This is a genomic window from Flavobacterium sp. AK-301, assembly GCF_058310215.1.
Genome location: NZ_JBZEES010000002.1, coordinates 542,366 through 556,096, shown reverse-complemented (window position 1 = coordinate 556,096; position 13,731 = coordinate 542,366). Strand labels below are relative to the sequence as shown.

The 13,731-nt window shown below is 33.6% G+C and carries 12 protein-coding genes; 8 read left to right on the top strand and 4 right to left on the bottom strand.

Annotated elements, in window-relative coordinates; genetic code table 11:
- Positions 1–1,742: tail fiber domain-containing protein (locus tag AC4FQX_RS05900; RefSeq protein WP_491166749.1), on the top strand; the 1,742-nt coding region annotated here is incomplete at its 5' end.
- 169 nt (positions 1,743–1,911) lie between these two features.
- Here AC4FQX_RS05900 and AC4FQX_RS05895 read toward each other — a convergent pair.
- Positions 1,912–2,778, bottom strand: coding sequence for a bestrophin family protein (locus tag AC4FQX_RS05895; RefSeq protein ID WP_491166748.1), 867 nt, complete (start codon positions 2,776–2,778; stop codon positions 1,912–1,914).
- A gap of 186 nt (positions 2,779–2,964) precedes the next feature.
- Between AC4FQX_RS05895 and AC4FQX_RS05890 the strand changes: the two genes are divergently transcribed.
- A complete protein-coding gene (locus AC4FQX_RS05890; protein WP_491166747.1) occupies positions 2,965–3,555 on the top strand; it encodes a DUF1543 domain-containing protein in 591 nt (196 codons plus the stop codon).
- 22 nt (positions 3,556–3,577) lie between these two features.
- Positions 3,578–4,075, top strand: a complete 498-nt coding sequence (locus tag AC4FQX_RS05885; RefSeq protein WP_491166746.1) for a GNAT family N-acetyltransferase — start codon at positions 3,578–3,580, stop codon at positions 4,073–4,075.
- A gap of 130 nt (positions 4,076–4,205) precedes the next feature.
- Here the strand turns inward: AC4FQX_RS05885 and recG are convergent, their stop codons facing one another.
- Complete coding sequence (gene recG / locus AC4FQX_RS05880; protein WP_491166745.1) at positions 4,206–6,311, bottom strand: ATP-dependent DNA helicase RecG; 2,106 nt, start codon at positions 6,309–6,311, stop codon at positions 4,206–4,208.
- 145 nt (positions 6,312–6,456) lie between these two features.
- Here recG and AC4FQX_RS05875 point away from each other — a divergent pair, with 145 nt between their 5' ends.
- Positions 6,457–7,038, top strand: coding sequence for a transposase (locus AC4FQX_RS05875; RefSeq protein ID WP_491166744.1), 582 nt, complete (start codon positions 6,457–6,459; stop codon positions 7,036–7,038).
- A gap of 64 nt (positions 7,039–7,102) precedes the next feature.
- Here the strand turns inward: AC4FQX_RS05875 and AC4FQX_RS05870 are convergent, their stop codons facing one another.
- Complete coding sequence (locus AC4FQX_RS05870; RefSeq protein ID WP_491166743.1) at positions 7,103–7,831, bottom strand: Dph6-related ATP pyrophosphatase; 729 nt, start codon at positions 7,829–7,831, stop codon at positions 7,103–7,105.
- 132 nt (positions 7,832–7,963) lie between these two features.
- Between AC4FQX_RS05870 and AC4FQX_RS05865 the strand changes: the two genes are divergently transcribed.
- Both AC4FQX_RS05865 and AC4FQX_RS05860 read left to right on the top strand, forming a co-directional pair.
- Positions 7,964–10,066, top strand: coding sequence for a M1 family metallopeptidase (locus AC4FQX_RS05865; RefSeq protein ID WP_491166742.1), 2,103 nt, complete (start codon positions 7,964–7,966; stop codon positions 10,064–10,066).
- A 65-nt stretch (positions 10,067–10,131) separates the two neighbouring features.
- A complete protein-coding gene (locus AC4FQX_RS05860; RefSeq protein WP_491166741.1) occupies positions 10,132–11,028 on the top strand; it encodes a patatin-like phospholipase family protein in 897 nt (298 codons plus the stop codon).
- 15 nt (positions 11,029–11,043) lie between these two features.
- On the opposite strand, the gene AC4FQX_RS05855 is transcribed toward AC4FQX_RS05860, so the two are convergent.
- Positions 11,044–11,565 (bottom strand): DUF7935 family protein, encoded by a 522-nt coding sequence (locus AC4FQX_RS05855; protein ID WP_491166740.1) that lies wholly within the window; start codon positions 11,563–11,565, stop codon positions 11,044–11,046.
- 371 nt (positions 11,566–11,936) lie between these two features.
- Here AC4FQX_RS05855 and AC4FQX_RS05850 point away from each other — a divergent pair, with 371 nt between their 5' ends.
- Both AC4FQX_RS05850 and AC4FQX_RS05845 read left to right on the top strand, forming a co-directional pair.
- Complete coding sequence (locus tag AC4FQX_RS05850) at positions 11,937–12,713, top strand: matrixin family metalloprotease (RefSeq protein WP_491166739.1); 777 nt, start codon at positions 11,937–11,939, stop codon at positions 12,711–12,713.
- Positions 12,714–12,941: 228 nt separating this feature from the next.
- The gene (locus tag AC4FQX_RS05845) at positions 12,942–13,673 is read left to right on the top strand and encodes a DUF4184 family protein (RefSeq protein ID WP_491166738.1); all 732 of its coding nucleotides are present in this window, start codon (positions 12,942–12,944) and stop codon (positions 13,671–13,673) included.
- The last annotated feature ends 58 nt before the right edge of the window (positions 13,674–13,731 follow it).

Here is a 13,731-nt window from a genome sequence, read left to right as displayed (position 1 = left end):
GTATTGCCGGTAAGATTGGTCCCACAGGTCCACAGGGAGCGCAAGGTATTGCCGGTAAGATTGGTCCCACAGGTCCACAGGGAGCGCAAGGTATTGCCGGTAAGATTGGTCCCACAGGTCCAGAAGGAGCGCAAGGTATTGCCGGTAAGATTGGTCCCACAGGTCCACAGGGAGCACAAGGTATTGCCGGTAAGATTGGTCCCAAAGGAGACAAAGGAGATCCTGCAGATCAAAGTCTTACTACCAATATATTAATAAGTGAAGGTACAGATAAAAACATTATCAAATCAACTGTAAATGGTGTTGAGGCTTCTATTGCTATTGTAAACAAAGTAGAAAACACTTTAGGAAAAACAGAGTCTAAAGGATATCCGTTAACAACTACTGTAAACGGAGTAAAGGGAAATATAGTATATATTCCTCAACCGTGGCGTCTTGATGGTTTTACTACCGCAGCTTCTTCAAACTCGCAGAATATTTACCAAATTGGTAATGTGGGAATTGGGACACATTACCCCGAAGCAAAGTTACACGTTAGGGGTACCGTACGTTTTGAAATATTACCACAAAAAGCTGATGCCCAATCATTTGTGGTAATGGATGCTAATAAGAATCTGGGTTGGAGAAGTATTAATAGTATGGGAGGATCACCATGGAATGTTGCCGGAAGTACTATTAAAGCGACTGCAAATGATCAGGATATTTACCAACAAGGTCGTGTAGGGATTGGAGTAAGTAAGATGAAGCCCGAGGCTTTACTTGATGTAAGGGGTGATATCTTAATAAATGGTTTAACGATTGGAAGAGGTCTAGGAAATCTAAGTTATAATACAGCAGTTGGAAACGAGGCACTTATGAAGAACACCACCGGATGGGCTAATACAGCAGTTGGACAACGAGCACTTTCTGTTAACACCACCGGAAATAGTAATACAGCATCCGGATGGTATGCACTTAGCAGTAATACCACTGGACGTTTTAATACAGCATTCGGATATTATGCACTTAGAAATAACATCGACGGAGATTCTAATACAGCAGTCGGAGTGTCTACACTTTTGCTTAACACCACCGGAAAAGATAATGCAGCATTTGGAGTGTCTACACTTTATTATAACACCACCGGAAGTAATAATACAGCATTTGGAACATATGCACTTTTTCAGAACACCACCGGATCTTTTAATATAGGACTTGGAAGCGGGGCGCTTAGGGAAAATACCACCGGAAGTAATAATACAGCTATTGGATATAGAGCAAACAGTACTGCTAACGGCGTTTCTAACACTACTTCTATTGGTTATGAGGCAGTAGCAACCACTAGCAATATGGTCCGATTAGGAAATTCACGAGTTACAAGAATCACAGGTCAGGTTAATTTTTCGGCGTCTTCTGATAGAAGATGGAAAGAAGAAATTAGAACCATACCATTGGGATTAAATTTTATTAAGAAACTACACCCTGTAGAATATATTCGTAAAAACAACAAAGAACGTACGAAAGAATGGGGCGTAATTGCACAGGAATTACAACAAAGTATAAAAGAAGCAGGTTATGAAAACGCAGGTGTTGTGTCTGGAGATAGTACCTTTGAGAATTATCTCTCTGTACGTTATACCGATCTTATTTCTCCGGCGATTAAAGCCATTCAAGAATTAGCCAAGGAAAATGAGAGTTTAAGAAGTAAAACAGATCGATTAGAAAATGAAGTCAATGAAATTAAAATAAAAATCAATAAATAGAATAATATTTATATAAAGGAAGGCTGGTTTTCTAGAAAACCAGCCTTCCTTTATTAGACTGCACCCAAAAGTTTAGACAAATTTATAATTAATTTTAGAATAATTAATTGTAATAATTTCATGCAAGGCTAAAAAAGGCTTTACAATAGTCAATTATATATTTATAGGACTAATATAGTAATTCTTCTACGTTTTTCTGAATGTTTTCCGCTATTTTCTGAGTAGGCAGATCATTTGGATCATTTCCAAAAGGATCTTCGATCTCTTCAGCAATCAGTTCCAGACTTGCAAATACATAAAATATAAAAACCACAATAGGGATCACATAATATCCTAAATTGAACACATAGCCAAAAGGGAGGGTCATTACATAAAGAAAGATGAATTTCTTGATAAATGCGCTGTAAGAATAGGGAATAGGAGTATTTTTTATACGTTCACAGGCTCCACAAACATTTGTAAAGGATTGTAGTTCCGGATCTAAAGTAATCAGTTGTTCTCCTGATATATGCTCCGCTTTATAAAGTTCATTGATACGATACATTATTAATTTAGCAATCTGGTTTGGTTTATGTTTATACTGCCCCAAATTAAGAGAATTATCATCAAATAATTCTTGATTCAGTTTTTCTTCTTTTAAATGATGACTTAGTACATAAGCATAAGTAGGGATCATTTTTCTGAAAAAAGCTTTATTACTTTCACTTGTAAGCATCACAGATAATTTAATAGCTAAGGTACGACTGTTATTAACTAATGCTCCCCATTGTTTTCTACCTTCCCACCATCTGTCATAAGCTGTATTTGTTCTGAAAACCAGAAGTAATGAGATCACAAAACCAAGCATATTGTGCATAATTGTAATGTTTTTCACCTGTAAGGAGCTTGACAGATCCCAATATTCCAATTCTAAATAAGCGATAAATCCAGAATAAATTCCGATTCCGATCATAGCAGGAATTAATTTTTTAAAAGTATCTCCTCTGTGAAAATTAAAAATAAAAGAAAGCCATTCTTTAGGATTGTACGATTTCATTAAGATGATATTATAGTTGTATGATTTTGTATGTAAATATATTTTTTTCAGTTTATATAACAGAGAGCCGGAATCATTTTTAAAACAAAATTAACAGCTATTAATTTTTTAGAGTTTTACTATTATATTTCAGAAAGTTTTCCTGAACTTTGTTTTGTTATTTAATACAATATTATTCTATAAATAATGAAAATAGATTTAAAATTATATATGGCAATGTTAGGTTGTACTCCAAAAGGGAGATGGACAGAGCAACACGATATCTTTTTTGGAATAGGAACTTCCATAAAAGAATTATTACCGGAGATAGTTAATTCATGGCCTGAAGCAGAAGGAAAAATGCATCTTGATGCCTGGCGAGAAGTGAATTATGTAGATGGTTATGCTATTAAAGTCATAGATAAAAAAGGAAAAACCACAATAGAATCCAGTACGGGACATCCAACTTTGTTTTTTTTAAATCTGGGAGGTTATAAAGAAGGTGAATTTGAAGAATACCACTATAAAATGCTTACTATTGCTAAAAGATCCAGTGAAGCAATACAAAAAGCAACTGAAACTACTCTTTATAAGCATGCCGGTTTTTTAGGAGAAATGTCTCATGTTGATAATCGATATGGAGTAGATGTAGATGATATATATAATATTTACGAAATTCTACCTCCTGTTTTTAAAGAAAAATATCAGTTAGAAATTACAAAATCGGATCAGCAGGAAGAAGATAAGATCCATTTAGGGTATATGACCTTAAAAAAGATAATGGAAGGGGAAGAATAAATGAACTTTTAAAATTATTTTGATGATTGAAATAACGAATGCTACAGCAAATGATTATCAGATTATTCGGCAGATTGCCCAGGAAACCTGGCCGGTTACTTATGGTACTATTCTTTCTTCTGAGCAAATCGATTATATGTTTGATATGATGTATTCCCTTGAAGTTCTTGAAGAACAGGGAAATTTAAAAGGACATCATTTTATTTTAGCAAAAGAAAATAATGTTTATCTTGGTTTCGCTTCCTATGAATTGAATTATCAGGGTACTGCTAAAACAAAGATCCATAAGATATATTTGCTCCCAAAATCTCAGGGAAAAGGAATAGGAAGTCTTTTAATTTCAGAAGTTGTCAAAGCAGCTAAAAAGAATAATAATACCATAGTATCATTAAATGTAAATCGCTATAATAAAGCCTTTTATTTCTATGAAAAAATAGGTTTCGTAAAAGTAGGAGAAGAAGATATTGAGATAGGAAACGACTATGTAATGGAAGATTATATCATGGAGAAAGTCATTTAGTCGAAAGTCAGAAAGTCAAAGGTCTTAAAGAGAGGTGCAGAATATTGTTTTAGAACCTTTGTTTGCTTTGATTCTTTCGTTTTTTTACATCTCACTTCTCACAAAAAACATTCCACATCTCACAAAACTATCAACTAATATAATTCCATATATTTTTCTTTTTAGATAACTGAATAAAAGTATTTCGAAGCGTTGTATGTTCCGGTTTTATAAGAGAAGTGTCCTCTTTTAGTATTTTTAAAGCATGATGGCGTGCCAGTTGCAATATATCTCTGTCTCGCACAATATCAGCAATCTGAAGGTTTAAAACGCCGCTTTGTTGTGTTCCCATCAGATCTCCCGGACCACGTAATTTAAGATCCACTTCTGCAATTTCAAATCCGTCATTTGTTCCCGTCATGGTTTCAAGACGTATTCTACTGTCACTACTAAGTTTATAGCTTGTCATCAGAATACAATAGCTCTGTTCCGCACCACGTCCCACACGTCCGCGTAACTGGTGTAGTTGAGAGAGACCAAAACGTTCTGCACTTTCAATAATCATTACACTCGCATTCGGCACATTAACCCCTACCTCAATTACAGTTGTAGCCACCATAATATTGGTTTTACCTTCTGCAAAACGTTGCATTTCCGAATCTTTATCTACGGGTTTCATCTGTCCATGTACAATACTTATACTGTAATCTGGCAAAGGAAAATCACGGGATATACTTTCATATCCATCCATCAGGTCTTTATAGTCCATTTTTTCAGATTCCTGGATCAGTGGATATACAATATAAACCTGTCGTCCTTTCTGAATTTCATCTTTTATAAATTTCCAGACTTTTAAACGATTACTGTCATAACGATGTACTGTTTGAATTGGTTTTCTACCCGGAGGCAGTTCATCAATTACTGAAATATCCAGATCACCATATAAACTCATTGCCAGTGTACGTGGAATAGGAGTAGCAGTCATTACCAGAATATGTGGAGGGATATTGTTCTTTTTCCATAATCGGGCACGCTGTTCCACCCCAAAGCGATGCTGTTCATCAATTACTGCCAGTCCTATATTCTGAAACTGTACTTTATCTTCCAGCAGGGCATGAGTACCTATTATAATATGCAGACTCCCATCTTCCAGAGCAGCATGAATCTTCCTTCTTTCAGCAATTTTAGTAGATCCGGTCAGAATTTGGATATTGATATTCAGCCCTTCTGCCAGTTCTGTAATGCCTTTATAGTGTTGATTTGCCAGAATTTCCGTTGGCGCCATTAAGCATGCCTGAAATCCGTTGTCAAGAGCCAGAAGCATACTCATTAAAGCCACAATAGTTTTTCCGGAACCTACATCTCCTTGTAATAAGCGGTTCATCTGAGCATTACTGCCCATATCATTCCGAATTTCTTTGATAACTCTTTTTTGTGCGTTGGTCAATTCAAAAGGGAGGTAATTATTGTAGAATTCCGTAAAATAATCACCCACTTTAGTAAAAGGGTGTCCTTTTATTTTATTTTTCCGAATCAGATTTTTTGTAATTAGCTGTAGCTGAATAAAGAATAACTCTTCAAACTTTAGCCGGAATTGAGCTCTTGCCAAAAGATCCGTATTCTTTGGAAAATGGATATTAAATAAAGCAGTATTTTTAGGAATCAGTTTTAATTCTTCCAGCAGATATCCGGGTAAGGTTTCGGCGAATAGCACCTGGGTTTCAATAAATAGCTGTTGCATTAATTTATTAATAACCCGATTACTGATGCCTCTCTGTGTTAGTTTTTCAGTAGAAGGATAAACAGGCTGCATTGCAGATCGCAGGCTTTCTTTATGTTCTTCTAACAACTCCATTTCAGGATGTGCCATATTAAAGAAGTTGTTATACGAGGTACATTTCCCAAAAACAACATAAACCGTATTAATCTTTAAGCTCTCCCGTATCCATTTATGCCCCTGAAACCATACTAATTCCATTTCGCCGGTATCATCAACAAAAGTAGCCACTAGTCGTTTACCTCTTTTTTGTTCTACTGTTTTAATATTGATGATTTTGCCCACGATTTGAACCTCTGCATTGCTGTTCTGTAATTCATTAATCTTGTAATAGCGGGTTCTGTCAATATAACGAGTAGGATAGAAGTTTACCAGATCTTCATACTTACGGATACCTAATTCCTTACGAAGCAGTTCTCCACGATTGGGTCCCACGCCTTTAAGATATTCAATAGGTGTCTGTAGAAGATTGGATTGCATGCAGAATTAATTTAATTACGAAGATATGATTTTAATTAAAAAAATGGAAATGAATATTTTATGATGATTGTGTATTTATACAATTAAAAAATAATATTATTTTTTAGGGTTGTTGTAAAATAAAAATTATATTTTAACAAAAAAAATGGTTTTATTTAAAGGTAAATATGTTGTTGAATCCAATCGTTTAAAAGATTGGGACTACTCCGATGATGCAATTTACTTCATTACAATATGTACAAAAAACAGAGAATGTATTTTTGGTTTGATAAAAGAAGATAAAATGTTTTTGAACGATAGTGGAGAAATCGTTGAAAAAGAATTATTTAAATCTGTTGAAATTCGGGAGAATTGGATTTTCCACAATTGGATTATTATGCCCAATCATATTCATATTTTGGTTGAAATTAAAAATAATATTACGGATATTGTTGTAAAGACGCACCGCGTAGAGATGCACGGCAGTGCATCTCTACATCATCAACGAAAATATCCGATATGCGAACGAAAACCAAAATCTATTTCATCGTTTGTAGCAGGATTTAAATCGACGATTACAAAACAGATCAATCAGAAAAATAAAATTTTTAATGGTTCGGTCTGGCAATCTAATTACCACGATCATATTGTACGGAATTACGAAACATTTCAGAAAATTTATTATTATATAAAATACAATCCCCGAAAATGGAAAGAGGATATGCATAATAAAAATGCAGAATTGTAATATCGTCCTGTAGAGATGCACAGCTGTGCATCTCTACAGCTGTGCATCTCTACAGGGGGGGCATTTATACAGGAATCAAATCACAATACCAGAATCCATATTCGGTAGCCTCTGAAGAGCAAACTCCATGGTCTGGATCTTCCGTTTTTGGTGCTTCATATTTTCGATATACGATTTCGCCTTTTTCAAAAAGAACAGGATTTTTAAATAGAGGACCATCAAAGGCAAAAGTATGGAATTCGCCATTTTCACCACAAGGATCTACATTTTTGGGTAGATCATTTAAAAAATCTTCATCAATCAGTCTGCCTGCAAAACTCTTATCCAGATAACGTTCATTAACACAAGTAACAATTGTTTTAAAACCTAAGGAAATAAATTCCCGGATTAATTGATCTGTTGGAATTTCCCAAAGCGGAAAAACACCCTTCAGGTTCATTTTAGCCAGTTGATCTTCTCGATATTTACGCAGATCAGCCAGCAGAATATCACCAAAAACAGAATGCGTTACGCCTTTCTTTTTTAATTCAGTTAAAGTTTCAGTTAGTACATTCTCATAGGCTTCCATGGTGGGCATTTCAGGAATTTCCATTTTTAACAATGGTAATCCGATACTCTTTACCTGTTGTTCCAGTAATTCAGTACGAACACCATGCATTGAAATACGCTGATACTGTTGGCTGATGCTCGTTAGAAGACATTCAATTTCAAATTCATTGTTCTGTAGTATTTTATAAAGACAGAGAGCAGAATCTTTTCCGCTACTCCAGTTAAAAACGGCTTTTGGTTTCAAGAGATAAAAATTTAGGCAGTAAACTTACGAAATTGTGAGAAGTTAGTTCTTGTAAATTCTTTAACTTTGAAGGTGTTATTTAGAGCAGGTCAACATAAGTAGAACTGCTTAATATAAAATTCTTTACAATTCATGAAAAACAGAATACTTTTTCTATTCCTCTTTAGTTCTCTTATTTCTTTTAGTCAGCAAACGCAGGCAGTAGATTTTACAGAAGTTCACGCAGATCTTCAGATTAATCCGGTAAGGCAGAATGTTCAGGGTAAGGTGAATTATTCTTTTATACAGAAAAACACTATAGATTCTATTCGGATTGATGCCCATAATATGATTTTTTCCAATGTGAAAATTAATGGAGTTCCGGTTACCTCTAAAACTACAGAAAGAGAACTGATCCTTTTTGAAGGATATAAATCGGGAATAAATGAGCTGACTTTTGAATACGAAGCGCGTCCGAGGCAGACGATGTATTTTGTAAACTGGAATTTTACAGAAGAAATAGATACACCTGTAGAAGTACAAGGGCAGATATGGACGCAAGGACAGGGAAAATTTACCAGTCATTGGTTCCCTAGTTTTGACGATGTTAATGAAAAAGTCATTTTTAATTTAAATATTGTCTTTGAAAAGACTTTTGAAGTCATATCTAATGGAGTTTTAGAAGATAAAACTGTAAAAGGAGAAGATATAGTCTGGCATTACCGAATGAAAAAACCTATGAGTAGTTATCTGCTGATGCTGGCTATTGGACATTTTGAGAAACGAAAAATTGTAGCAGCAAGTGGAATTTCGTTAGAGCAGTATTATATAAAAGAGGATGAAAACAAAGTAGAGCCGACCTACCGATATAGTAAGGAAATCTTTGATTTTTTTGAAAAAGAAATAGGAGTTCCTTATCCGTGGGAAGTATATCGACAGATACCGGTAATGGATTTTTTATATGCCGGAATGGAGAATACTTCTGCAACGATCTTTTCAGATGATTTTATGGTTGATACTATTGGTTTTGCAGACCGAAATTATATCAATGTAAACGCACATGAGGCAGCTCATCAGTGGTTTGGTGATCTGGTAACAGCACGATCAGGGAAACATCACTGGTTACAAGAAGGTTTTGCTACGTATTATGCTTTGCTAGCAGAAAAAGAGATTTACGGAGAAGATCATTTTTACTGGGAATTATTCAAAGCTTCTCAGCAGTTGGAAAGTGCTTCCCGGACAGATACGATCCCGTTATTAAATGAAAAAGCAAGTTCCCTTACTTTCTATAAGAAAGGAGCTTGGGCGCTGCATGCGCTAAGAAACGGAATAGGCAAAGCCGAATTCAGAACAGCAGTACAGCATTATTTAGAGAAACATGCCTTTCAGAATGTCACAACAGATGATTTTTTTGAGGAAATAAGAAAAGTTTCAGCATTTAATCTGAATGCTTTTCGTAAAGTATGGCTGGAGTCTCCGAGATTTGATCACATCAATGCAAATGAGTTGCTAAAAGAGAATAAATTTATGAGATCTTATTTTGTTTTACAGGATAAGAGAGTGCTTCCTTTAAAAAAGAAACAGAAAGAATTTGAAAAAATAATGGAATCACAGGTCTATTATCCTCTGAAAGTTGAAGTTTTGAATCAGCTACAGACAGAGCCGTTTGCTGCTAAAGAAAAACTATTACATTTAGCAATGGGATCAGAAGATCTGAAAGTGCGACAGGCAGTTGCTTCTTCAGTGAATGCAATACCGGAATCTTTCAGAATTCAATATGAAACGTTGTTAGATGATCCGTCTTATGTTACTCAGGAAATAGCCTTATTTCAACTTTGGAAGCAGTTTCCGGTACATCGATCGGCATATTTGGAGAAAAGTAGGAACTGGATTGGTTTTACAGATAGAAATTTAGAACTATTACGATTAACGTTAGCTTTAGCAACACCGGAATATAAAACAGAAAGTCAGAAAGAACTTTATTATAAATTACTGAGTTATACCGGAACGAATTATGATGCGGTGATCCGTCAGAATGCTTTAGAAAAATTATTGAGTTTAAATCTGATCAGTAAGGATGTTTTAAAGAGTCTTGTGTATGCTACAACACACCACCGCTGGCAGTTCAGTAAATTTGGAAGAGAAGCAATCCGTTCACTTTTACGAGAAGAAAAACACAGGAAAACACTAGAAAATATGCTTTCTGAGCTAATGGAGAGAGAACATGATCAATTACAAAAATTATTAGAAGAATAACCATAAATTATATTATCTTAGTAGAGAATAGTAGCCGGTTTATTAAAAAATAAATAAAACATAAAATGCGAGCACTGGTGATTTCAGGCGGAGGGAGCAAAGGCGCTTTTGCAGGTGGCGTTGCTCAATACCTTATTCAGGAAAAAAAGTTTCAATATGATCTCTACTTAGGCTCTTCTACGGGTAGTTTATTAATTCCACATTTAGCATTGAATAAAGACAATAAGATCTTTCATATTTATACCAATGTTGATATGAGTAAGATTTTTAGTTTAAATCCTTTTGTTGTAAGGAAAAAAAAGGGACAGAAGATTGTTACGATCAATCACTTCAATGTTATTCTGCAATATTTGAAAGGGAGACGTACTTTCGGAGAAAGTAAAAATTTACTAAATTATATAAAAGAGAATTTCACAGAGGATGATTTTCAGGAACTGAAAGAATCAAAAAAAAATATAATAGTGGCTGTTACTAATATTTCTCAGAATTCTGTAGAATATAAATCCATCTATGATTTTGATTATGAGGAGTTCTGTGAATGGATGTGGATTTCCTGTAATTATATTCCGTTTATGAGCCTGGTTACTAAAAATAACTTTGAATATGCAGATGGAGGTTTTTCTAGAGTGGTTCCTATCCATGAAGCAATAAAAAGAGGGGCTACAGAAATAGATGTTATTATATTGGAAACAGAAGATAAAAAGGCGACAAGAGTAATTGGTAAGAATCCTTTTTCTTTGCTGATTGATTTATTTGGGACTTTGCTGGACCAGGTTGAAAATCACGATATTACTATAGGTAAGTTGGCAGCAAAAAGTAATAATGTAAAACTGAATTTCTATTATACACCAACAAAATTAACAGACAATCCTCTGGTATTTAATAAAAAGAAGATGTTGAAATGGTGGCATCAGGGGTATGCATATGCTAAAAATAAAAGTGAGATTATGAGTACTATTTAAATATTTTATTATTATTTACCAAAGTTCACTTACCTCATTTTTGATATAAGCAAGAGCAGCATTACTTGGAGACTGTTTATCTAACAAGTTACTTAAAATAGTTTCCCGTAACTGATTTGCATTAGTAACCGTTTCATTTTTAGTAGCTTTTCGGATCATCTGAATAGTAGCATTTTTTGCAGTAGTAATAATCGTCCAGCATGGGTCTGAAATATAGATTTGTTGTGTCAGGTTATGTTCAAATTCCTGTTCGATATGTTCAATAAGCAAACTTTCATAATCTTGTTTATCAGAGTTTATTGGAGAAATTCGGATTATCAGTTTAGCAGGGTTTATTCTTTCCAGAAAAAGAGCCATACGTTCATAAGCCTGTAAGCGTAATGGTAAAGCATTTTTTTGAGCTTCTTTATGTAGTAAATAACGTCTTCTCCCTTCTTCGTTTTTAGTATGAAGGTTAAAAAAATAATAAGCAACTCCTCCAGTAATAAGAGCTGGAATAGTATAACTTAGTAATTCTATAATTTTTGTAGTATCCATTTTGTGTTATTTGAAAATTAAAAAGCTTTGAAATATTTCGAAGCTGATATAATGAACGCAAAAATATCATTTTTTATATATTGTTTTTTATTTTCTGCCTTTTTTATAATATGTTTCTTTACAATAGTTATTGAAAAATATTTTTTAAATCTTTATTTTGAGATTATTTTATAATAGTATTAACGATATTTCATGGAATAATATCTCTTTTTTGTGTTCAAAAATTAGTAAATATTTAATTATTCCATATTTTTTTTTAATTTTTAATTTAAATTAAGCACTTGTGTGTTTTTTTGGTAAAAATACTGAATAATTATTATTATTTTATTTTTATTTATACATTGCATTAATAAAATGTTAAATTATTTAGTATGAAAAAAAATGTATTAATTGCACTTGTAAGTTCTCTATTTGTACTGGGGTGTAGTAGTGAAGATTCCAGTTCATTAAGCAGTAATGCTCTTGAGACTTCAACTGAACCTAAAGTGTGTACAGTATTATTTCCAGAAGATAAAGGACCTGCCCCTAAAGGAGTTTTACATACCTATTGGAAATGGCAGCCGGGAACCACTATCCGAATTAAGTTTTTAAATGGTAATGCTTTTCTTCAAGAAAAGGTAAGGACACATGCATCAGAATGGCTGAAATATGCCAATATTAAGTTTCAATATGTTGGGACTGATGAAGATGCTGATATCAGAATTAGTTTTAAATGGAATGGAGACGGAGGGTCTTGGTCTTATGTTGGTACAGGATGTAGCTCTGCAGCAAAAGATAAACCAACTATGAATTTTGGCTGGTTTACAGAAGCAACTGCGGATAATGAATTTAGCAGAACCGTTATTCATGAATTTGGACATGCTTTAGGTCTTAAGCATGAACAACAGCATCCTACAAATGATATTTCTTGGAATAAACCGGTGGTTTATGCTTATTATGCTAAGCAGGGATGGAATCAAGCTAAAGTTGATAAAAATGTTTTTAAGAAATTGCCTATTACGGGAATGGAATATAGTACTTATGACAGGTTATCCATTATGCATTACAGTATAGCAAAAGAATTTACAACTAATGGGTACAGTGTGGGATGGAATAGAGTTTTATCAGCTACAGATAAAAATTTTATTGCTAAAATATATCCATATTAAGTCTTGATTACGAGATAAATATAAAAGTCATCTATTTTAAGGTGGCTTTTTGTTTTTCTTTTTTTGAAAAGAAGTCTCTTTATCCTTTTATTTTGAGATTGTTTCTATCCCTTTTATTGTATTTTTTATATTCAAAAGTAGGCGCTTTTTACTGCCTTAAAATAAATACAGTATATTTGGCTAAGGTATACTCCATAATTGAAGGAGTATTTTTATTCAGATTTAGTTATGCCTTTTACTTTTTCACATCCTGCAATTATACTACCTCTTAAGTATTTGCCTTCTCGATATATTTCCTTAACAGGTCTTGTAATCGGGAGTTTAACACCCGATTTTGAATATTTTATCAGAATGAGAATACAGAGTAATTATAGTCATACCATTAGTGGTGTTTTTTGGTTTGATCTGCCTTTAGGAATTGTTCTGGCTTTTATTTTTCATGATATAATAAGAAATACTCTATATGATAATTTACCCCTGTTTTTGCAACAACGGCTTTTGAAGTTTAAGGCATTTAACTGGAATACTTATTTTAAATCCCATTGGTTTATAGTGATGTATTGCATTGTAATCGGGGCTTTTTCTCATTTATTCTGGGATAGTTTTACCCATGATACCGGATTTTTTGTAAAAAATATTCCGTTGTTATCCTGCATCATAACAGTTTATAATATGAATATTCCCGTTTTGAAAATACTACAGCATTCCAGTACTATACTCGGAGGATTAGTATTGTTGTATGTTATTTTAAAATTACCAAAAGAAAAAAATATTAATTCTGTATCAAAGAATAGTATATTTTACTGGGTGATGATTGTAATTATCACAATGATAATTGTTGGGATTCGATTTCTTTTTGGTTTGGAGTATAAACAATTTGGAAATGTGATCGTTACATTTATAACTGCCTTTATGATCGCTCTTGTTTTAACTCCGATATTAAAAGTAAAATGTTATTAGTAAAAAGTCTTAATTAATACTATTCTCTGAATCTTTCCTATTCTCACATCTCACTTTT